Annotated in this window: 20 protein-coding genes; 13 read left to right on the top strand and 7 right to left on the bottom strand. The window is 58.4% G+C overall.

The window, feature by feature from the left end:
- Positions 1-125: 125 nt before the first annotated feature.
- Both OQ460_RS20975 and OQ460_RS20970 read right to left on the bottom strand, forming a co-directional pair.
- A complete protein-coding gene (locus OQ460_RS20975; protein WP_410019251.1) occupies positions 126-1,979 on the bottom strand; it encodes a DUF4105 domain-containing protein in 1,854 nt (617 codons plus the stop codon).
- Positions 1,980-2,073: 94 nt separating this feature from the next.
- Positions 2,074-2,562 carry a DUF3015 domain-containing protein gene (locus OQ460_RS20970; protein WP_029292080.1) on the bottom strand — a complete coding sequence of 163 codons (489 nt, stop codon included), beginning with the start codon at positions 2,560-2,562 and terminating at the stop codon, positions 2,074-2,076.
- A gap of 266 nt (positions 2,563-2,828) precedes the next feature.
- Between OQ460_RS20970 and OQ460_RS20965 the strand changes: the two genes are divergently transcribed.
- Entirely contained in the window at positions 2,829-5,267 is a 2,439-nt protein-coding gene (locus tag OQ460_RS20965) for a Lon protease family protein (RefSeq protein ID WP_410019250.1), read from the top strand.
- Between the two features lie 202 nt (positions 5,268-5,469).
- Positions 5,470-5,796: a hypothetical protein gene (locus tag OQ460_RS20960; protein ID WP_410019249.1), complete on the top strand. Its 327-nt coding sequence runs from the start codon at positions 5,470-5,472 to the stop codon at positions 5,794-5,796.
- A gap of 5 nt (positions 5,797-5,801) precedes the next feature.
- Here OQ460_RS20960 and OQ460_RS20955 read toward each other — a convergent pair whose 3' ends face one another.
- Positions 5,802-7,616, bottom strand: a complete 1,815-nt coding sequence (locus OQ460_RS20955; RefSeq protein ID WP_410019248.1) for a hypothetical protein — start codon at positions 7,614-7,616, stop codon at positions 5,802-5,804.
- 162 nt (positions 7,617-7,778) lie between these two features.
- Between OQ460_RS20955 and OQ460_RS20950 the strand changes: the two genes are divergently transcribed.
- Both OQ460_RS20950 and OQ460_RS20945 read left to right on the top strand, forming a co-directional pair.
- Positions 7,779-8,267, top strand: coding sequence for a TIGR00645 family protein (locus tag OQ460_RS20950; protein ID WP_410019247.1), 489 nt, complete (start codon positions 7,779-7,781; stop codon positions 8,265-8,267).
- 140 nt (positions 8,268-8,407) lie between these two features.
- Complete coding sequence (locus OQ460_RS20945) at positions 8,408-9,025, top strand: FKBP-type peptidyl-prolyl cis-trans isomerase (protein WP_410019246.1); 618 nt, start codon at positions 8,408-8,410, stop codon at positions 9,023-9,025.
- Positions 9,026-9,085: 60 nt separating this feature from the next.
- Here OQ460_RS20945 and OQ460_RS20940 read toward each other — a convergent pair whose 3' ends face one another.
- From OQ460_RS20940 to OQ460_RS20930, 3 genes are all read right to left on the bottom strand, one after another.
- Entirely contained in the window at positions 9,086-9,343 is a 258-nt protein-coding gene (locus OQ460_RS20940) for a hypothetical protein (RefSeq protein ID WP_038443494.1), read from the bottom strand.
- A gap of 195 nt (positions 9,344-9,538) precedes the next feature.
- The gene (locus OQ460_RS20935) at positions 9,539-9,880 is read right to left on the bottom strand and encodes a zinc ribbon domain-containing protein YjdM (protein WP_410019245.1); all 342 of its coding nucleotides are present in this window, start codon (positions 9,878-9,880) and stop codon (positions 9,539-9,541) included.
- 228 nt (positions 9,881-10,108) lie between these two features.
- Positions 10,109-11,077 carry a polyprenyl synthetase family protein gene (locus OQ460_RS20930; protein ID WP_410019244.1) on the bottom strand — a complete coding sequence of 323 codons (969 nt, stop codon included), beginning with the start codon at positions 11,075-11,077 and terminating at the stop codon, positions 10,109-10,111.
- A gap of 239 nt (positions 11,078-11,316) precedes the next feature.
- Between OQ460_RS20930 and rplU the strand changes: the two genes are divergently transcribed.
- The 5 genes from rplU (at position 11,317) to OQ460_RS20905 (ending at position 15,063) form a co-directional block, all read left to right on the top strand.
- Positions 11,317-11,631 (top strand): 50S ribosomal protein L21, encoded by a 315-nt coding sequence (gene rplU / locus OQ460_RS20925; RefSeq protein WP_003176051.1) that lies wholly within the window; start codon positions 11,317-11,319, stop codon positions 11,629-11,631.
- A 34-nt stretch (positions 11,632-11,665) separates the two neighbouring features.
- Complete coding sequence (gene rpmA / locus OQ460_RS20920) at positions 11,666-11,923, top strand: 50S ribosomal protein L27 (protein WP_003176049.1); 258 nt, start codon at positions 11,666-11,668, stop codon at positions 11,921-11,923.
- A gap of 193 nt (positions 11,924-12,116) precedes the next feature.
- Positions 12,117-13,340: an Obg family GTPase CgtA gene (gene cgtA / locus OQ460_RS20915; protein ID WP_410019243.1), complete on the top strand. Its 1,224-nt coding sequence runs from the start codon at positions 12,117-12,119 to the stop codon at positions 13,338-13,340.
- 123 nt (positions 13,341-13,463) lie between these two features.
- Positions 13,464-14,582: a glutamate 5-kinase gene (proB, locus tag OQ460_RS20910; protein WP_410022074.1), complete on the top strand. Its 1,119-nt coding sequence runs from the start codon at positions 13,464-13,466 to the stop codon at positions 14,580-14,582.
- 16 nt (positions 14,583-14,598) lie between these two features.
- Positions 14,599-15,063: a CreA family protein gene (locus OQ460_RS20905; RefSeq protein WP_410019242.1), complete on the top strand. Its 465-nt coding sequence runs from the start codon at positions 14,599-14,601 to the stop codon at positions 15,061-15,063.
- Between the two features lie 127 nt (positions 15,064-15,190).
- On the opposite strand, the gene rpsT is transcribed toward OQ460_RS20905, so the two are convergent.
- Positions 15,191-15,469: a 30S ribosomal protein S20 gene (gene rpsT, locus OQ460_RS20900; protein ID WP_003215870.1), complete on the bottom strand. Its 279-nt coding sequence runs from the start codon at positions 15,467-15,469 to the stop codon at positions 15,191-15,193.
- Between the two features lie 253 nt (positions 15,470-15,722).
- On the opposite strand from rpsT, the gene murJ reads away from it, so the two are divergent.
- From murJ to lspA, 4 genes are all read left to right on the top strand, one after another.
- Complete coding sequence (murJ, locus tag OQ460_RS20895) at positions 15,723-17,261, top strand: murein biosynthesis integral membrane protein MurJ (RefSeq protein WP_410019241.1); 1,539 nt, start codon at positions 15,723-15,725, stop codon at positions 17,259-17,261.
- Between the two features lie 118 nt (positions 17,262-17,379).
- Positions 17,380-18,318, top strand: a complete 939-nt coding sequence (gene ribF / locus OQ460_RS20890) for a bifunctional riboflavin kinase/FAD synthetase (protein WP_410019240.1) — start codon at positions 17,380-17,382, stop codon at positions 18,316-18,318.
- Positions 18,319-18,331: 13 nt separating this feature from the next.
- The gene (gene ileS, locus OQ460_RS20885; RefSeq protein WP_410019239.1) at positions 18,332-21,163 is read left to right on the top strand and encodes an isoleucine--tRNA ligase; all 2,832 of its coding nucleotides are present in this window, start codon (positions 18,332-18,334) and stop codon (positions 21,161-21,163) included.
- Positions 21,156-21,665, top strand: a complete 510-nt coding sequence (lspA, locus tag OQ460_RS20880; RefSeq protein ID WP_410019238.1) for a signal peptidase II — start codon at positions 21,156-21,158, stop codon at positions 21,663-21,665. Before ileS ends, lspA begins: the two co-directional genes overlap by 8 nt.
- Positions 21,666-21,669 lie beyond the last annotated feature (4 nt).

Genomic DNA, 21,669 nt, shown 5'->3' with positions numbered 1-21,669 from the left:
CAAGTGTGAGAGCGGGTTTGCTCGCGATGACGGTGTGTCAGCACCGAAAATATCGACTGACCCACCGCTATCGCGAGTAAGCCCGCTCCTACATTTTCAGGTGTGTGCCGGGGCGGCGAGCTGGGTCAGTAGTGATACCACTTCACTTCCAGCATCACTTCATTGACCGGCGTCGCCAGGTGGCTGAACTCACGTTGCGCACTCAAGCGTACGCCGAGATTACGCGACACTTCCCACTGTTGATTCAGGCTGATACTACGCCGCACTTCTCCATTGGTGAAGAAATCGCCCTTGGCTTCCAGGCTGAGGTTGCCCAGCGGGTTTTTCCACAAGAGGCCGGTGTTGAAGCCGGCAGCGGGGGAGATGAATTCGCTGAAATCATTGTTATGTTCCACGCGCACGGTGCCGAGGGCGAAGCCGAGCATGTCGTCGCGCAGTTGCCAGGTACCGCCGGCACCGCCGTTGACGTGGCTGACCAGGGTTTCGTCGTCATGTTTGCCCGGTACACGCTCAAGACCGCCAGTGACTTGCCAGGACAATGGTTGCAGCAACTCGTTACGCGGGGTCAACGAGCGGATGGTCGCCAGGTCCAGTTGTTGCAGCTGCCAGTTATTGCCTTCGTACTGGCGCAGCTTCATTTGCAGGATTTCGATCTGTGCGCCCAAAGGGAAACCTTCGGCGTTGTCGTTAAGGTCGTGGTAGGCCATGCGCAGGCCGTATTCGCCGAAGGCCTTGTCGCTGCGCGTGCCGATACCGGCTTGCCAGGTGCGCGATTCGTGACCGTTTTCGGGCAGGCCGGGAGGCTCGATCTGCAGGTTCGGGGCCGGGTTTTGATTGATCGCCCGCAGCAGTTCGTAGCTACGCTGGGAGCGCTCAGGGTCGCGCTCAAGGCCGTTGGCGCGGTAGCGGCCCAGGCGATAGGCTGCGTCGACGATCAGGGCCTGACGTTCTTTGGTCATGGTTTTGAAGACTGGGTCCTGCAATTGTTTCTGGTCGTCGCTGATCCTCAACACCCATTGTTGTTCCTCGCTGTCCAGCGGCTTGGCACGTTCCAGCAATTCGCGTTCGCGAGAAGGGCGGTAATCGATTCTTTCCACCAGGCCTGCTTCTTTCACGGCTTTTACGGTGTCGGTGGGAATGGCCGTCAGCGGGAACTGTTCCGTCAGGCGCAAACCGGGGCGGGCTACCTGGAGCAGCTCCAGAAGGCGGTAAGAGCAATTTTCGTCGAAGAAGAAATAGTCGAACTGGATCTGCTTGAGTTCCCATACGTGCTCGACCATACGCTCGGTCTCGACCTGGGTCAGGTTCAGCCTGTACTCCCACAAGTCACGGTTTTCCAGGCTACGGTATTCCGAGAGTTTTTCCTGGTATGGCACCAGCGCGAACAGCCCGGGGTAGCCGCCCATCAGGCCTTTCCAGGCATACAGTAAGCTGTTGTCCGAGCCCTCGATATAGGCGCCGAAGTTGATTGCGTAGCTGAGCAGGGCGGTCTTGTTGCTCTGCACGTCAGCCTGATCGATGCGCAGCAGAGTGTGGCCAAACATCGACGATGGGCTGTTGAGATACGCCGCCGGAAAGATCATCACGGCGCTGTGTGGCGCGACGTCCTTGAACCATTGCTTGAACTCCTTGCAGTCCACGGCGGGCAAGTCAGTCAGCTGCAACTGATCCTTGAGCCAGCGGGTGCGTGCCGGATAAACGCATTGGGTGTGTTTTTCACCGAGGCTGGCGGGGGCGTATAGCGCATCAACCGTGGCTTTGAGTTCGGCGTCCGGGCGGTGGGCGCCGTCTTTGGCGAGGAAGAACTTCTGGTCGCTGACATAGCTGCGCCAGCCGCTGATCTTGCCGCTTTCATAGTGACCCAGTGACAGCCAGAACGGATCGTTGGCCAGTTGCTGCAAACGTTGATCATCAATATGCGGGGCCGCGTACAGCGGAGCGCAGGCGAAGAGTGCCAGGCAGGCAAAGCGTTTGAGCATAGGGGCATCTTAAGTCGGAATAAAATAAAGACCCAAAAAAGGGTAGGTCCAAAAAAATAAAACCCGCGCCTTACAAGGCGCGGGTAGCTGGAGCTTAAGCCTGGGTGGCGTACTTCGCCAGACGGGCGTCACCTTTGAGAACAGCGATGGTATTGGAGTGCACGTCTTCTGCGGTCACGTCAGCCTTGCTGAAGATCTGCTGGAAGTGTTCGTGGGTCACGGCTGCGAAGTGGTCGCGATCTTCAGGTGCAACGCCCAGTACCACGGCGTAGGTGGTCAGTGCTTCGCCATTGCCTTTAGCCATGTCTTCGGATAGCTCGTTCATCATGCCATTCATGGCAATCCACGATTTGCCGCCGTAAGTCAGCGCGCTGTTGGTGCTGCAGCCGTTAGTACCCGAGGTCATGCCAAAGGTGGCGTTACCCGAGGTGCCGTTGGTGGTGGAGGCCAGGAAGTGAGCGGGAGTACCGCGCTGGCCTTCGAACAGCATGTTGCCCCAACCGCAGTTCGGGCCGCCTGGCGCTTCAGCCATTGCATTGAGGGAGACGACGGTGAAGAGAGTACCGAGAAGGATCCGTTTCATAGCTTTGTTCTCTTTGTGTGCAAACCAATGGACAAGGATTCAGGCACTTCTTAGCGCCCTAGGGGCCGGTTATTATTCCAGTCCGCGCAATTTGGAGTTTAGGCAGGTTCTAAGGGTTCCGTGAGTTTTTGTAAAACAATCGGCTAAAGCCTGTTTTTTTGTAGGATGAGTCCTGTGTCTATGCTTTCCCTCAGCCGTGCCTTGCCAGCCAGCCATACCCGGCGCCAGAATGCCGTCATCTGCCCCGCCTGATGTAAGGAAGCCCGATGCCTGATCCTGTAGCTGCCAGCTTGCGTCTAGCGCCCGAAGCGCTGACTCGCCCTTTCTCCGCTGAACAGTTCAGCTTCTCGACCACCAATGATTTGGAGCCCTTTCGCGGTGTGCTTGGCCAGGAACGTGCGGTCGAAGCCTTGCAGTTCGGTGTGGCCATGCCACGCCCCGGTTACAACGTGTTTGTCATGGGCGAGCCGGGTACCGGTCGCTTTTCGTTCGTCAAACGTTACCTGAAGGCCGAAGGCAAGCGCCTGCAGACCCCGGCGGACTGGGTCTATGTGAATAATTTTGACGAGCCTCGCGAGCCGCGTGCCCTGGAGTTGCCAGCGGGCGGCGCAGCGGCGTTCATTGCCGATATCAATGCACTTATCGATAATCTGGTAGCAACTTTCCCGGCGGTCTTCGAACACCCGACGTACCAGCAGCGTAAAAGCGCCATCGACCGCGCCTTCAACCAGCGTTACGACCGTGCCCTGGACGTGATCGAACGCCTGGCCCTGGAAAAAGACGTAGCGCTGTACCGCGACAGCTCCAACATCGCCTTTACGCCAATGCTTGATGGCAAGGCGCTGGATGAGGCTGAGTTCTCGCAGTTGCCGGAAGCCGATCGCGAGCGTTTCCACACTGATATTTCTGAGCTGGAAGAGCGCCTCAACGAAGAACTCGCCAGCCTGCCGCAGTGGAAGCGCGAGTCCAATAACCAGTTGCGCCAGTTCAACGAAGAGACCATCACCCTGGCCTTGCAGCCTCTCTTGGCGCCACTGTCGCAGAAGTATGCGGAAAACGCCGGGGTGTGCGGTTACCTGCAGGCGATGCAGGTCTACCTGCTCAAGACTGTGGTCGAGCAGTTGGTGGACGATGCGAAGACTGACGCCCAGGCCCGCAAGCTGCTGGAGGAGCAGTACTGTCCGAGCCTGGTGGTAGGGCATCCGAGTACGGGCGGCGCGCCGGTGGTGTTCGAGCCGCACCCGACCTACGACAACCTGTTCGGTCGTATTGAATACAGCACCGACCAGGGCGCGCTCTACACCACCTACCGGCAATTGCGCCCGGGCGCATTGCACCGCGCCAATGGCGGCTTCCTGATTCTGGAAGCCGAGAAAATGCTCAGTGAACCGTTTGTCTGGGACGCGCTCAAGCGCGCCCTACAGTCGCGCAAGTTGAAAATGGAATCGCCGTTGGGCGAGCTGGGCCGCCTGGCCACGGTGACCCTGAACCCGCAGGTGATCCCGTTGAATGTCAAGGTCATCATCATCGGCGCCCGCTCGCTGTACTACACGCTGCAAGACCTGGATCCGGATTTCCAGGAAATGTTCAGGGTGCTGGTGGATTTCGATGAAGACATCCCGATGGTCGACGAAAGCCTGGAGCAGTTCGCCCAGTTGCTCAAGACCCGCACTTCGGAAGAAGGCATGGCACCGCTGACCTCGGATGCGGTGGCGCGCCTGGCAACCTATAGCGCGCGATTGGCGGAGCATCAGGGGCGCTTGTCGGCGCGCATTGGCGATCTGTTCCAGTTGGTCAGCGAGGCGGACTTCATCCGTCACCTGGCGGGCGACGAGATGACCGACGCCGGTCACATCGAACGGGCGCTCAAGGCCAAGGCCACGCGCACCGGACGTGTCTCGGCGCGGATTCTCGACGACATGCTCGCCGGGGTGATCCTGATCGATACCGCTGGTGCGGCCGTGGGCAAATGCAATGGGCTGACGGTGCTTGAGGTGGGCGATTCGGCCTTCGGCGTGCCGGCGCGGATTTCCGCCACGGTATATCCGGGGGGCAGCGGGATCGTCGATATCGAGCGCGAAGTCAATCTCGGGCAGCCGATTCACTCCAAGGGGGTAATGATCCTCACCGGTTACCTGGGCAGTCGTTATGCGCAGGAATTCCCCCTGGCGATCTCTGCCAGTATTGCCCTGGAGCAGTCCTACGGTTACGTCGATGGCGACAGCGCCTCTCTGGGTGAAGCGTGCACCTTGATCTCGGCGCTGTCGAAGACGCCGCTCAAGCAGTGTTTTGCGATCACCGGCTCCATCAACCAGTTCGGTGAAGTGCAGGCGGTGGGCGGGGTCAACGAGAAGATCGAAGGCTTTTTCCGTCTTTGCGAGGCGCGTGGCCTGACCGGTGAACAGGGGGCGATCATTCCGCAGGCGAACGTTGCGACGCTGATGCTCGATGAGAAGGTATTGCAAGCCGTTCGGGCGGGGCAGTTCCATATTTACGCTGTGCGCCAGGCCGATGAGGCCTTGAGCTTGCTCGTCGGCGAGCCGGCCGGTGAACCGGATGAACAAGGCCAGTTCCCCGAGGGCACCGTGAATGCGCGGGTGGTGGAGCGTCTGCGGGCGATTGCCGAGATGATCAGCGAAGAAGACCTCAAGGAGGCGGAAAAGGAGCTGGCGCAACAGGCGTTGGCCGAAGCCAGGCCAAGCTGATCGGTTGCCGGACGAGGGGAACGGCTCCCCTCGTCATGCTTTTGCCGCTATCAACCCTGGTCACTTGCCCGTTGGTCCTTGTGTCCTTGGTTTGTACGGGTTTTCTTCTATTCTCAGCTCAAGGGATATGCACAGGAACCGCTGGATAGAAACAGTCTCGGCGGTTGGAGGCTGAACACCGGATCTACCGAGGGTCGCCGCTATGCCGCGCAACCTTTGTCTCACTCGCCAGTGCCTGGGCCTGGTCACCAGAATCGAATGCTCCATTCGTCCCCTCGCGGGGGATGCGGGTATGTGGACCTTATTGTTTGCGGCCGGCATGACCGGCGAGCAGCCTTCGACGATCAAGTCCCAAGGGCCGTTTCATGGACCGTTCGTGGCTGAAAATATCCTGGAGGCCATTGTGCAAAGCCTGACCTTGCATGGCTACCAGTTGGCTGATGATCCGCAGATATGGTGCTTGCACGTGCAGGCGCATTTGCGGCAACTCAATGGCGGACGGGTGAAAGTGCTAAGCGATACTCGCTGAACTGGCTACTTTGTCTCTGGCTTGTCCAGTTTTACCTCAAACCCATATTGCACGGTGTTCAACGCGGTGCGTTGGTAGGTTTCGATCGTCGTCGGCTGGCCGTAAAAGTAGTGCACATCAAACAGCGCAGTGCCGTGCTCCGCGGCACGATGGCTGACATTGAGAATTTCCTTCAAGTAATTGCCACTGGTGTCCTTGGCGAAAAAACGCCAGCTATCGGACGGGAAGAGCGCCTGGTCGACGATCAATGCATTGTCGTCCAACGACAGTCCGCCAGGTAATCGCGCGGTGTCGATGCTGCCTTTTTCAATGCTGGCGAGGAACAACGGAAGTGAGCCCACAACGTATTCGGGGTTCTCCGGGAACAGATTGAGGTCGTAGGTCAGGGTGCCGCGCCATGGGTCGACCTCAAAGGCCTCTGTGGGCAGCTCAATGGGTTCGCCGCGCTTGCCTTCATCGTCGGCGGTAAAAAATGTCACGGGGGCATCGCTGCTGGTGCGGGTTGCGCCGACCAGGTCGTCATTGAACGTGTAGGGATGATCGAACTCGACGCGGGCGGCGCTCGCGTCTTCGACTGACTGGCTGACGCGGACGCTGTTTTTCAGTTGATCCTCAGTGAGCGTGGCGTCCTTGAGCCAATCCTGAACCTGATCGTCATATACCGTTACCGGCATGGGCAGGCGTTGTACGGTTTTTTCCAGGGTGTTCTTGTCGAGGCGTCGAATCGCCAGTTCCAGGTCCTTGCGTGTGACAGTGGCGCCAGAAAAGTCCAGGACACTGACTTGCAGGTTATCGATCAGCCCGTTGAAGTAAACCTTGGTGTAGTGGCTGGGCTGCTTGTGCTCGAAAGCTTTCTGCTGCTCGTGGAGTTGTTGTTCCAAAGCATCGGACCAGGTTTTTTGTTTCTGCATTTTGGCCAACTGCGTCTCGTAGAACGCCAGTTGGGCTGCACTCTCATTGATCGAGCCGGAACGGGTCAGAAAACGCCCCGAGGTGTCCCGCGCCTGTACCAGCAGCGGACTGGGCGATACATCCGCGACTTCCGGGGCCTGGGGGGCGCTGTTGGTCAGTTCGATTTCGGCATGGTTCTTTTCCAGGCTGAGCAGTTTGACGCTGACGTTTTCTTCGCGCCGTGAGTGGCCCACATCTTTGCGGCTCAGGTCAAAGGTAAAGACCTTGCGCGGCGCGATGACCTCAATCCGGCCCTTGAGCGTTACGGGTTGTGGCTGGCTTGTGTTTTCAGTCTCGATGCCTTCGACAAACGGATACGTCACCGTTAAATCATCGGGGTTGGTCAGGTTGGAGCTGCTGGGGCTCAACTGGATCCCTGGATCGGTTTCTGACCATTCGGGCTGGAAGGGGACGGTTTCGTTGTTGCTCAGGGTCACCGATTGCCATTCCAAGCCATTGGGAAACGAAAACGCGGCTGGGGCGAAGGGGAAAACCGGCTGCAAGTCCGTCAGGTAGTCCGAGTGCGAGGCCTTGCGCAGGACGAACAGCCCCTTGATGTAGGTGTCTGCCAAGGCTTGAGGCGTGGGGTAATGCTTGAGTAAAGCGAGGCTGTCTTCGCCGTACTCGGCCTCGATGGGTTTGGTGCTGAGCTTGAAGCGTGCGCGCTCCAGCAGTAGCAGAGAGCCACCCAGCTCGGCCACGGCTGACTTGAGCGTCGGATCCTGAATGGCGTCCAGGGAGTGCTCGAACTGGGCGGTTTTCTCGTCGAGACTGGTTTGCCGGTGTTCGTCGTCGGGGGAGCAGCCGCTGCTGGCCAGCAACACCACACCTAGGCCAAGGCAGGCCAATGGAGATCGCACATCCATCATCTGAGATTCCTGTCCGACATCATCGAGCTGAGTTGATCAGCCCGACACTAGCAGAAAAAACCTTTTACAGAAGCGGTACAGGGCAGTTTTTCAGGTGGGTTCTGGCCAATGTGCGCGACTGATATACTCGCCCGCATTTCTAGCCACGCTGTGTGAGATCCAATGGAACGTTTTATCGAAAATGCAATGTACGCCTCGCGCTGGTTGCTGGCACCGATCTATTTCGGGCTGTCACTCGGGCTGCTGGCGCTGGCGCTGAAATTCTTCCAGGAAGTGATTCACCTGCTGCCCAACGTCTTCGCAATGGCCGAATCGGAACTGATTCTGGTGTTGTTGTCGTTGATCGACATGGCGCTGGTCGGCGGATTGTTGGTGATGGTGATGATTTCCGGCTATGAGAATTTCGTCTCGCAACTGGATATCGACGACAGCAAGGAGAAGCTCAACTGGTTGGGTACCATGGACTCTTCGTCGCTGAAGATGAAAGTGGCGGCGTCCATCGTGGCGATTTCCTCGATTCACTTGCTGCGTATCTTCATGGATGCCAAGAACGTCGATCCACAGCACCTGATGTGGTACGTGATCATTCACATGACGTTCGTGATTTCGGCCTTTGTCATGGGTTACCTGGATAAAATGACCAAGCATTGAGCCACTGCTGGTGCCTTCTGGCGTCGGGCTCATCAAGCGTGGGGCGAGTGTGCTAGTCTGCTCGCCCTTTTAGTTTGGACAACGCGCAAGATCCTGCGTTTTTGCAGGTTTTTGAGGTTGTCCTACAGCGGAGCCCTTTAATGTCCGAAGTCAATCTGTCCACCGACGAAACCCGTGTCAGCTACGGCATTGGCCGCCAATTGGGCGACCAGTTGCGCGACAACCCGCCGCCTGGCGTCAGCCTGGACGCGATCCTGGCCGGCCTGACCGACGCATTCGCGGGCAAGCCAAGCCGTGTTGATCAAGAGCAAATGGCGGCCAGCTTCAAGGTGATCCGCGACATCATGCAAGCCGAAGCTGCGGCCAAGGCTGAAGCTGCTGCAGGCGCTGGCCTGGCTTTCCTGGCTGAAAACGCCAAGCGTGAGGGCATCACCACCCTGGCTTCCGGTCTGCAGTTCGAAGTACTGACTGCGGGTGAAGGCGCCAAGCCAACCCGTGAAGACCAGGTACGGACCCATTATCACGGTACGCTGATCGACGGCACTGTGTTCGACAGCTCCTACGAGCGCGGCCAGCCTGCCGAGTTCCCTGTCGGCGGCGTGATTGCTGGTTGGACCGAAGCTCTGCAATTGATGAATGCCGGCAGCAAATGGCGCCTGTATGTGCCGAGCGAGCTGGCTTATGGCGCGCAAGGCGTTGGCAGCATCCCGCCACACAGCGTCCTGGTGTTCGACGTCGAGTTGCTCGACGTTCTGTAAGGCCTGCTGATTACCTGTTGGGGAGAGCCCGCTCACCCCAACAGGACTCTGCACAATGGCTCATGGGTGAAACTTGCCATTAAGCTCCGTCACCGGGCGCAACGCTCGGGCATAGCAGAACAGAAACAGATTACGCACCACCTCCTTCAGCACTCCCGGCTCACTGGAACTCAAGCCATTGACGTCCAGGTCGCCTTGATCCTGCAGCTCATTCAACGCTTCTTCTTCCAGTACGGCGCAGACTTCTCCGGTTTCCCGATGGAGTATCCGCAGGTAGGGATGTGGGCGGTCCAGCCAGGCATCAATCAAATAAGTCATGGTCGCTTCTCCTTGAGGGTTTCAATGAGAATAATTCTTATTCGCTGAATAGCAAGTCCCTATTGGCGATTTCCTGGTTTTTCTGTGCGGGCGTTGTGTGCAGGCAAGATGGCTGGCTTTTTGCTACTGAAGAGGGGTTGACGCAGGGAGGGCGAAGCGCCACCTCGTGCCGGGCACGAGATGGGGGCAGCACAATCAGACTTTACGAACGAACTCGGATTTGAGTTTCATCGGGCCGATACCGTCGATCTTGCAGTCGATATCGTGATCACCGTCGCACAGGCGGATGTTCTTGACCTTGGTGCCCACCTTGACCACCAGCGAAGTGCCCTTGACTTTGAGGTCTTTGATCACAGTGATGGTGTCGCCGTCCTGCAGGACGTTCCCGACGGAGTCCTTCTTGACGGCCTCATCGCTGGCCGCTTCGGTTTCGCCGTTGACTGACCACTCATGGGCGCATTCCGGGCAAATCAGCTGGGCGCCATCTTCGTAGGTGTATTCGGAATTGCATTTCGGGCAGGGTGGCAACGTGCTCACTAAGGCTCCTTGAGTTTCAGGATGGCTAAAAGTCGCACATTATATAGGGTTTTATGGCTGGTAGGACACGGTTTGGGCTGGCAATACATTCTAAATATTGGCAATACAAACAAAATGTGGGAGCGGGTTTGCTCGCGAAAGCGGTGGGTCAATATCTAAGATATTGACTGACACTACGCTTTCGCGAGCAAGCCCGCTCCCACACACGCCCGCGTTCGCAGATATTGCTCAGTGTGTACGCGCGACCGCAAACTCACTCAGCTCAACCAGGGCGTCCCGGTATTCGCTGGCCGGAAGGGCTTCCAGGCATTGGATTGCACGGGACACATAGTCTCGCGCCAACTGCGCGGTGTAATCCAGGGAACCCGAGGCTTCCACGGCAGCGCGGATGCTCTCCAGGTCTTCGATGCCGCCTTTCTGGATCGCCTTGCGCACCAGTGCCGCCTGTTCCGGCGTGCCTTCGCGCATGGTGTAGATCAGCGGCAGTGTCGGCTTGCCCTCGGCCAGATCGTCACCGACGTTCTTGCCCAGGGTCTCGGCGTCGCCACGGTAGTCGAGCAGGTCGTCAACCAGTTGGAACGCTACACCCAAGTGATCGCCAAAGGTGCGCAGCGCTTCGGCCTGCTCGGCGGTCGCACCGCATAGCGCAGCGGCGCTGTGGGTCGAGGCCTCGAAGAGCATTGCGGTCTTGCCGCGAATCACTTCCATGTAGGTTTCTTCGGTGGTGCTGGCATCGCGGACTTTCGACAGTTGCAACACTTCGCCTTCGGCGATGATGCGAGTGGCCTGGGAAAGAATCTTCATCACCGGCATCGAGCCCAGCTCGACCATCATTTCAAAGGAGCGCGAGTACAGGAAATCGCCCACTAGCACGCTAGGCGCATTGCCCCACATGGCATTGGCGGTCTCGCGGCCACGGCGCATGCCGGACATGTCGACCACGTCGTCATGCAACAGGGTCGCGGTGTGCAGGAACTCGATAGTGGCAGCCAGCAGGCGCAGGTCATCGCCTTCGCGGCCCAAGGCCTTGCCACAGAGCAACACTAATAAAGGACGCAGGCGCTTGCCGCCCGCCGACGTAATGTAGTCACCAATTTTGGAGACCAGCGGCACTTTAGAAGTCAGCTGCTTCTTGATGATGCCGTCGACGGCGCTAAAATCGTCCGCCACCGCGCGGTAGAAAGCTTGGGGTTGCATCAGCGACAGTCGCTCCAGAAGGGTTGCGCGGCATGCTAGGACCCACGCCCCGGAGTGTCAAGGCGCGATAGACGGCTACTTGCAACACTTCTGTTGCTTGCGTACAATCGCGCACCCTGAACTTCCTGGGCAGCACCTGCCTTACGCAATTGCATACGGGACGTCCATCCCATGCAGCCATGCCAGCCAATACCTCTTCTTATAAAGCGCTGGGTGAGCAGGATTATCGGAGAAATACCATGTCGTACGCAGTAATCGTTACTGGTGGCAAGCAATACAAGGTCGCCCCAGGTGAATACCTGAAGATCGAAAAACTGGAAATCGCTACCGGCGAATCCGTTACCTTTGATCGCGTTCTGTTGGTCGCCAATGGCGATGACGTGAACATCGGCGCTCCAGTTGTTGCTGGCGCTACCGTTGTGGCTGAAGTGATCTCCCAAGGTCGTCACGATAAAGTCCGCATCATCAAGTTCCGTCGTCGTAAGCACCACATGAAGCGTATGGGCCACCGCCAGTGGTACACCGAGATCAAAATCACCGGTATTCAGGCTTAATTTCAGCCTAATTCCTCACTAGGAGAATTGACTCATGGCACACAAAAAAGCTGGTGGTAGTACCCGTAACGGTCGCGACTCAGAAGCCAAACGCCTTGGCGTTAAGATGTATGGCGGCCAGAAAATCATTCCGGGCAACATCATCGTGCGTCAGCGCGGCACCCAATTCCACGCCGGTTACGGTGTAGGCATGGGTAAAGATCACACCCTCTTCGCGAAAATCGAAGGCGTGATCAAGTTTGAAGTAAAAGGCGCGTTCAACCGCCGTTACGTGAGCGTTGTCGCAGCCTAACTGCGAGATCGCTGGAAAAGCCCTGTCTCGCGACGGGGCTTTTTCGTTTGTGGGGTGAGTCTCTTGCAAAGCTGTTTGTGATGGGCTCCGGGGCTGGATTTGCGGTCGCTGATTGAGGTCGCTACGCTCATTTTTGCAAGAGTCTTATGTCTTGGTTTTTTAAGCTCGTCCGTGCGGCGAGAGGCGTTTTGTTATGAAGTTCGTTGATGAAGTTTCCATCCGAGTAAAGGCAGGCGACGGCGGTAACGGTTGCATGAGTTTCCGTCGCGAGAAGTTCATCGAAAACGGTGGCCCGAATGGCGGTGATGGCGGTGATGGCGGTTCCATCTACATGATGGCCGACGAAAACCTCAACACGCTGGTGGATTATCGCTATACCCGTCACTTTGATGCCGAGCGTGGCTCTAACGGTGGCAGCACCGATTGCACCGGCAAAAAAGGTGAAGACCTGATCCTGCGGGTTCCGGTCGGTACCACGGTGATCGACTCCGCGACCCAGGAAGTGATCGGCGACCTGACCAAGGCCGGTCAGCGCCTGATGGTGGTCCAGGGTGGCTGGCACGGTCTGGGTAATACCCGATTCAAGTCCAGCACCAACCGAGCGCCGCGCCAGACTACGCCGGGCAAGCCGGGCGAGCAGCGTGATCTCAAGCTGGAAATGAAAGTGCTGGCAGACGTTGGTTTGCTGGGCTTGCCGAATGCTGGCAAAAGTACCTTTATCCGCTCGGTTTCAGCCGCCAAGCCGAAAGTCGCTGACTATCCGTTTACGACCTTGGTGCCAAACCTGGGTGTGGTCAGTGTCGATCGCTGGAAAAGCTTTGTGGTCGCGGACATTCCGGGTTTGATCGAAGGTGCCTCCGACGGCGCCGGCCTGGGGATTCGCTTCCTCAAGCATTTGTCCCGTACCCGTTTGCTGCTGCACCTCGTCGACATGGCGCCGCTGGATGACACCAGTGCCCCGGACGCTGCCGAAGTGATCGTCAGTGAGCTGACCAAGTTCAGTCCTGCCCTGGCCGAACGTGATCGTTGGTTGGTGCTGAACAAGTGCGACCAGATCCTTGAGGAAGAGCACGAGGAGCGGGTCAAGGAGATCGTTGATCGCCTGGAGTGGGCCGGCCCGGTTTATGTGATCTCGGCCATCGCCAAAGAAGGTACTGAGCGACTGACTCGCGACATCATGCGCTACCTCGAAGATCGCGCTGACCGCCTGGCGGCAGATCCGGTGTTCAAGGCCGAGCTCGCCGAGCTCGACCAGCAGATCGAAGACGAAGCTCGTGCCCAGTTGCAGGCGCTGGACGATCAGCGTGCCCTGCGTCGCAGTGGCGTGAAGTCCGTCCATGACATCGGTGACGACGATTGGGATGAAGAAGACGTGGATGATGAGGATGGGCCAGAAATCATTTACGTGCGCGACTGATCCGTTGCGATAAACTTAAGCGCCGCTCACTTGAGCGGCGTTTTGGTATCTGGAAATCGGTAGTCACGAATAACGTTATGGGTGGCGCTGGGTCGCGCGGCCCTCAATCTAAGGTTGAAGATGATGCGGAGCAAAGTGACAGGTGCGCAACGCTGGGTCGTGAAGATCGGTAGTGCGCTGCTGACGGCGGATGGCAAGGGATTGGATCGTGCGGCCATGAGCGTCTGGGTTGAGCAGATGGTGGCTTTGCATGAGGCCGGTGTCGAGCTGGTGTTGGTGTCGTCCGGGGCAGTTGCTGCCGGGATGAGTCGCCTCGGCTGGACCGCGCGACCCAGCGCGATGCATGAGTTGCAGGCTGCGGCGGCCATTGGTCAGATGGGGCTGGTACAGGCTTGGGAATCCAGTTTTGCCGAGCATGGCCGGCATACTGCACAGGTTCTGCTGACTCATGATGACTTGTCCGACCGCAAGCGCTATCTCAATGCCCGCAGCACTTTGCGTGCACTGGTCGAGCTGAAGGTGATCCCGGTGATCAACGAGAACGATACGGTGGTGACCGACGAAATCCGTTTCGGTGACAACGATACCCTGGCGGCACTGGTGGCCAATCTGGTGGAGGCTGACTTGCTGGTGATCCTGACAGATCGCGATGGCATGTTCGACGCTGACCCGCGCAACAACCCTGAAGCCCAGTTGATTTACGAAGCGCGTGCCGATGATCCGGCGCTTGATGCGGTGGCGGGCAGTGTGGGTGGTGCGCTGGGTCGTGGTGGTATGCAGACCAAGCTGCGTGCGGCGCGCCTGGCGGCGCGTTCCGGTGCTCACACCATAATCGTTGGTGGGCGCCTGGAGCGGGTGCTGGACCGCCTCAAGGCTGGTGAGCGCATTGGTACTCTGCTGTCGCCGGAGCGTGGCATGCTGGCGGCGCGCAAGCAGTGGCTGGCCGGGCATCTGCAGACCCGTGGCACGCTGGTGCTGGATGCGGGTGCTGTGTCTGCGCTGTCCCAAGGCAACAAAAGCCTGCTGCCGGTGGGGGTCAAGCTGGTCCAGGGCAGCTTCCGTCGCGGGGAGATGGTGGTGTGCGTCGCGCCGGACGGTCGTGAAATTGCCCGTGGCCTGGCCAACTACAGTGCGCTTGAGGCGCAAAAAATCATTGGGCAGTCGTCTGAGTCGATTGTCGGTCTGTTGGGTTACATGGCGGAACCGGAGCTGGTTCACCGCGATAACCTGATTCTGGTTTGACTGAAGGGAAGTCTTGATGCGTGTAATGAAGGGGTTGTTCGGATTGCTGCTGGCGATGCCGCTGTTGGTTTCGGCCGAAGAGATCGCTCAGGTGTCCACCGTGTTCAAGTTTGTCGGGCCTAATGACCGGATCGTGGTCGAGGCGTTTGATGATCCGAAGGTCGATGGCGTGACGTGCTACCTGTCGCGTGCCAAGACGGGTGGGGTGAAGGGCGGTCTGGGTTTGGCGGAAGATCGCGCCGAGGCGTCGATTGCCTGTCGCCAGGTAGGGCCGATTCGTTTCAGGGGGGAGTTGAAAGACGGCGATGAGGTGTTCAAGGAGCGCACGTCGCTGGTGTTCAAGACCATGCAGGTGGTGCGTTTCCTCGACAAGAAGCGTAATACCCTGGTGTATCTGGTCTACAGTGACCGGCTGATCGAAGGTAGCCCGCAAAATGCGGTGACGGCGATTCCGATTCTGCCGTGGCCTGGTGCGCAATAAGCGCAATGGCACGGCTCTGCTTTATGTGAGAGCGAGCAAGCTCGCTCTCACATTTGTTTGTGGTGCTTGTTGAATCGCAGGTAATAAAAAACCGACCCTGGGGTCGGTTTTTTAACAAGCTTATCGCTTAGGCTGCAGCAGCAAGGTTCAGAGCCTTGATGTGGCCATTCAGACGACCTTTATGGCGAGCAGCTTTGTTCTTGTGGATGATGCCTTTATCGGCCATACGGTCGATAACTGGCACGGCCAGAACGTAAGCAGCTTGAGCTTTTTCAGCGTCTTTTGCGTCGATGGCCTTAACTACATTCTTGATGTAGGTACGAACCATGGAACGCAGGCTGGCGTTGTGGCTGCGACGCTTCTCAGCCTGTTTTGCACGTTTTTTGGCGGAAGGTGTGTTGGCCACCGTCGAGCTCCTCGAAAGACTTTTTAGGAAATAGCAAACAAAATAGGCCGCGAATCATGCCGATGAGTTGAAGTCTTGTCAAGGGCGGCTGATGCGAACTGCTGAGTGGTCGATCTGAAGAGGCGGGTGATTTATTTCCGGCGCTTGACCTGTAAACTCGCGAGCTTTGGCTCTGTGCTGTTGCAGGCGCGGAGTATCGCATATGTGGGCGCTTTGTTCGCCTGCTCTTTATCTATAGGCAAAAACTCTTTCGATGAATCTGCTCAAGTCGTTGGCCGCCGTCAGTTCTATCACGATGATTTCCCGGGTTCTGGGGTTTGTGCGTGACACCCTCGTGGCGCGTATTTTTGGCGCGAGTATGGCCACGGATGCCTTCTTTATTGCCTTCAAGCTGCCCAACCTGTTGCGTCGGATCTTCGCCGAGGGCGCATTTTCCCAGGCCTTCGTGCCGATCCTGGCGGAATACAAGACCCAGCAGGGCGAAGAGGCGACCCGTACCTTTATTGCTTATGTGTCGGGTCTGCTGACCTTGGTGCTGATGCTGGTGACGGTTGCCGGCATGCTCGCCGCTCCCTGGATTATCTGGGCCACCGCCCCCGGGTTTGCCAATACGCCGGAAAAGTTCGCCCTGACCACTGATCTGTTGCGGGTGACCTTTCCTTACATATTGCTGATTTCCCTTTCGTCGCTGGCGGGCGCGATCCTCAATACCTGGAATCGTTTCTCGGTGCCTGCGTTCGTGCCGACCCTGCTCAATGTCAGCATGATCATCTTTGCCCTGTTCCTGACGCCGTATTTCGATCCGCCGGTCATGGCGTTGGGTTGGGCGGTTCTGGCGGGCGGCCTGGCGCAATTGCTGTATCAGCTGCCGCACCTGAAAAAGATCGGCATGCTGGTATTGCCGCGCCTGAACCTCAAGGACACCGGGGTCTGGCGCGTGATGAAAAACATGCTACCTGCAATTCTCGGGGTTTCGGTCAGCCAGATCTCCCTGATCATCAACACTGCCTTCGCCTCATTGCTGGTGTCGGGTTCGGTGTCGTGGATGTATTACGCCGACCGCTTGATGGAGTTGCCGTCAGGTGTACTGGGGGTGGCCTTGGGCACTATTTTGCTGCCGACCTTGGCGCGGACTTACTCCAACAAGGACCGACATGAATATTCGCGAATTCTCGACTGGGGCCTGCGTCTGTGCTTTGTGCTGGTGCTGCCGTGCTCCCTTGCCCTGGGGATTCTGGCCGAGCCGCTGACGGTGTCCTTGTTCCAGTATGGCAAGTTCAGCGCGTTCGATGCCTCAATGACCCAGCGTGCATTGATCGCTTATTCGGTGGGGCTGTTGGGGATTATCGTGATCAAAGTCCTGGCGCCCGGTTTTTACGCCCAGCAAAACATTCGGACCCCGGTAAAGATTGCGATCTTCACCCTGGTGGTCACGCAGTTGTTCAACCTGATATTCATCGGGCCGCTCGCCCATGCCGGCCTGGCGTTGGCCATTAGTGTTGGCGCCTGCATCAACGCCGGCCTGCTGTTTTATCAGTTGCGCAAGCAACAAATGTTTCAGCCGCAGCCGGGTTGGGGGATGTTTGCCCTCAAATTGCTGGTGGCGGTGGCGGTGATGTCGGCTGTATTGCTGGGGCTGATGCAACTGATGCCTGCCTGGGACCAGGGCCATATGCTGGAGCGCTTCCTGCGTCTGGGTCTTTTGGTAGTGGCCGGCATCGTCGCGTACTTTGGCATGTTGCTATTGATGGGCTTCCGCCTGCGGGACTTCAATCGCAAGGCGCTGAATTGATCGCAATCAACAATAAGCCGCCTGTTTTCTCGATTCGATCCATTTGCCCTGCGCAGTTGCCTGTCGTCCGGGGCCGGGTGTGGTTATAATCGACCACTTTATGAGCAAGAAGCGCGTTATGCAGCTGGTTCGAGGTCTCCACAACCTGCGCCCCGAGCATCGGGGCTGCGTCGCCACTATTGGCAACTTTGACGGTGTTCACCGTGGCCACCAGGCTATCCTGGCCCGGCTGCGCGAGCGTGCGGTCGAGTTGGGCGTGCCCAGCTGCGTGGTGATTTTTGAACCGCAGCCCCGCGAGTTTTTCACGCCCGATACGGCACCAGCACGCTTGGCGCGCCTGCGGGACAAGTTGCAATTGCTGGCCGAGGAGGGTGTGGATCGCGTTCTGTGCCTGGCCTTCAACCAGCGTTTGCGCAGTCTCAGCGCCACCGAGTTTGTCGACAGGATCCTGGTCAAAGGCCTGGGAGTGCAGCATTTGGAGGTCGGCGACGACTTCCGCTTCGGTTGCGACCGGGTCGGGGATTTCGATTTCCTGCAAAAAGCCGGTGAAACCCAGGGTTTTACCGTCGAAGCCGCGCAAACCGTCGAACTGGACGGCCTGCGTGTGAGCAGCACCCAGGTGCGAAACGCCTTGGCCGCTGCCGACTTCGACCTGGCCGAGCGTTTGCTCGGTCGCCCGTTCCGGATTGCCGGGCGGGTCTTGCACGGCCAGAAGCTGGCGCGCCAATTGGGCACGCCAACCGCCAACGTGCAACTCAAGCGCCGCCGTGTGCCGCTGACCGGGGTTTACCTGGTGAGCGTCGATATCGATGGCCAATCGTGGCCGGGAGTCGCCAATATAGGCGTCAGGCCAACGGTTGCAGGTGATGGCAAGGCCCACCTGGAAGTTCACCTTTTGGATTTTGCCGGGGATTTGTATAACCGGCGTTTGACGGTGGTTTTCCACCAAAAGCTGCGTGAAGAGCAGCGATTCGCCTCCCTGGAGGCGCTGAAAACGGCGATCAATGCGGATGTCGCCGCCGCCCGTGCACTAGCCGCACCTAGCGCCCATCGCTAATGAAGAGCCTTAAATGACCGACTATAAAGCCACGTTAAACCTTCCGGACACCGCCTTCCCAATGAAGGCCGGCCTGCCACAGCGCGAACCGCAGATCCTGCAGCGCTGGGACAGTATTGGCCTGTACGGAAAGTTGCGCGAGATTGGCAAGGATCGTCCGAAATTCGTCCTGCACGACGGCCCTCCTTATGCCAACGGCACGATTCACATCGGTCATGCACTGAACAAGATTCTCAAGGACATGATCATCCGCTCGAAAACCCTGGCGGGTTTCGATGCGCCTTATGTCCCGGGCTGGGACTGTCATGGCCTGCCGATCGAACACAAAGTCGAAGTGACCCACGGCAAGAACCTGGGCGCGGACAAGACCCGCGAGCTGTGCCGTGCCTACGCCACCGAGCAGATCGAAGGGCAGAAGTCCGAATTCATCCGCCTGGGTGTATTGGGTGACTGGGCCAATCCGTACAAGACCATGAACTTCAAGAACGAGGCCGGGGAAATCCGCGCCTTGGCCGAAATCGTCAAGGGTGGTTTCGTGTTCAAGGGCCTCAAGCCCGTGAACTGGTGCTTCGATTGCGGTTCGGCCCTGGCTGAGGCGGAAGTCGAGTACGAAGACAAGAAGTCCTCGACCATCGACGTGGCGTTCCCGATTGCCGACGACGCCAAGCTGGCCGAGGCCTTTGGCCTGGCAAGCCTGGCCAAGCCTGCTGCCATCGTGATCTGGACCACTACCCCTTGGACCATTCCCGCCAACCAGGCGTTGAACGTGCATCCCGAGTTCACCTACGCCCTGGTGGATGTTGGTGATCGCCTGCTGGTCCTGGCCGAAGAACTGGTCGAGTCCTGCCTTGCCCGTTACAACCTGCAAGGCGCGGTGATTGCCACGACCACCGGAACTGCGTTGGAACTGATCAATTTCCGGCACCCGTTCTATGACCGCTTGTCGCCAATCTACCTGGCGGACTACGTAGAGCTGAGCGCCGGCACTGGTGTGGTTCACTGCTCGCCCGCTTATGGCGTGGACGACTTCGTGATCTGCAAGCAGTACGGCCTTGCCAACGATGACATCATCAATCCAGTGCAGAGCAATGGTGTTTACTCACCATCGCTGGAGTTCTTTGGTGGCCAGTTCATCTTCAAGGCCAACCCGGCAATCGTCGACAAGCTGGCGGAAGTCGGTGCGCTGCTGCACACCGAAACCATCAGCCACAGCTACATGCACTGCTGGCGCCACAAGACCCCGCTGATCTACCGCGCGACTGCGCAGTGGTTTATCGGCATGGATAAAGAGCCGGTCGTTGGCGATAGCCTGCGCAAGCGCGCGATCAAAGCCATCGAAGATACCCAGTTCGTCCCGGCCTGGGGTCAGGCGCGCCTGCACTCGATGATCGCCAATCGTCCGGACTGGTGCATCTCTCGCCAGCGCAACTGGGGCGTGCCGATCCCGTTCTTCCTGAACAAGGAAAGCGGCGAGCTGCACCCGCGTACCGTCGAACTGATGGAAGTCGTGGCCCAACGCGTCGAGCAGGAAGGTATCGAGGCCTGGTTCAAGCTTGATGCCGCCGAATTGCTGGGTGATGAAGCGCCGCAATACGACAAGATCAGCGACACCCTCGACGTCTGGTTCGACTCGGGCACTACTCACTGGCACGTCCTGCGTGGTTCGCACCCGATGGGCCACGAGACCGGCCCGCGTGCCGACCTGTACCTGGAAGGTTCGGACCAGCACCGTGGCTGGTTCCACTCGTCCCTGCTGACCGGCTGCGCCATCGACGATCATGCTCCGTACCGCGAGTTGCTGACCCACGGTTTTACCGTCGACGAGAACGGCCGCAAGATGTCCAAGTCCCTGGGCAACGTGATTGCGCCGCAAAAGGTCAACGATACCCTGGGTGCCGACATCATGCGCCTGTGGGTGGCCTCTACTGACTATTCAGGCGAGATGGCTGTGTCGGAGCAGATCCTGCAGCGCAGTGCCGATGCATACCGGCGTATCCGCAATACCGCACGTTTCATGCTGTCGAACCTGACCGGCTTCAACCCGGCCACCGATCTGTTGCCGGCCGAGGACATGCTCGCCCTGGACCGTTGGGCTGTGGATCGCACCCTGTTGCTGCAGCGCGAGTTGCAGGAGCATTACGGCGAATACCGCTTCTGGAACGTTTACTCGAAGATTCACAATTTCTGCGTGCAGGAGCTGGGTGGCTTCTACCTCGACATCATCAAGGACCGCCAGTACACCACCGGCGCCAACAGCAAGGCTCGCCGTTCGGCGCAAACCGCGCTGTACCACATCTCCGAGGCGTTGGTGCGCTGGATCGCACCGATTCTGGCCTTTACCGCCGATGAGTTGTGGGAATACCTGCCGGGCGAGCGTAACGAGTCCGTAATGCTCAACACCTGGTACGAAGGCCTGAGCGAGCTGCCGGCTGACTTTGAGCTGGGACGCGAGTATTGGGAGGGGGTCATGGCAATCAAGGTTGCGGTGAACAAGGAGCTGGAAGTCCAGCGTGCGGCCAAGGCCGTGGGCGGTAACCTGCAGGCCGAAGTCACGCTGTTCGCAGAGGAAGGCCTGAGCGCCGACCTGGCCAAGCTGAGCAATGAATTGCGCTTCGTGCTGATCACCTCGACCGCCAGCCTCGCACCGTTTGCCCAGGCTCCGGCCGATGCCGTGGTCACCGAGGTACCGGGCCTCAAGCTCAAAGTGGTCAAGTCGGCCTTCGCCAAGTGCGCCCGTTGTTGGCATTGCCGTGAAGACGTCGGCGCGAACCCGGAGCATCCAGAAATCTGCGGTCGTTGCGTCGACAACATTTCCGGTGCCGGTGAGGTTCGTCACTATGCCTAAAGCCAGTCGTTTTGGACGTCTGGGCTGGCTCGTCCTGAGCTTGCTGGTGCTGATCATCGATCAGGTCAGCAAGGCTCATTTCGAGGGCACCCTGGAAATGTTCCAGCAAATCGTGGTGATTCCTGACTACTTCAGCTGGACCTTGGCCTACAACACTGGCGCGGCATTCAGCTTCCTCGCCGACGGCGGTGGTTGGCAGCGCTGGCTGTTTGCGCTGATCGCCGTCGTGGTCAGTGCGGTGCTGGTGGTATGGCTCAAGCGCCTGGGGCGCAACGACACCTGGCTGGCGGTTGCGCTGGCCTTGGTGCTCGGCGGCGCGCTGGGTAACTTGTATGACCGCATTGCCCTGGGCCATGTGATCGATTTCATTCTGGTGCATTGGCAGAACCGCCACTATTTCCCGGCGTTCAACTTTGCTGACAGCGCCATCTGCGTTGGCGCAATCATGCTGGCGTTGGATATGTTCAAAGGCAACAAGCCCGGAGAGACCGTAAATGACTGATCAA

The sequence above is a fragment of the Pseudomonas imrae genome (assembly GCF_046352735.2).
Lineage (GTDB): Bacteria > Pseudomonadota > Gammaproteobacteria > Pseudomonadales > Pseudomonadaceae > Aquipseudomonas > Aquipseudomonas imrae.
Note: the sequence above shows the minus strand (reverse complement) of the source record. Positions and strands in the feature narration are given on the sequence as shown.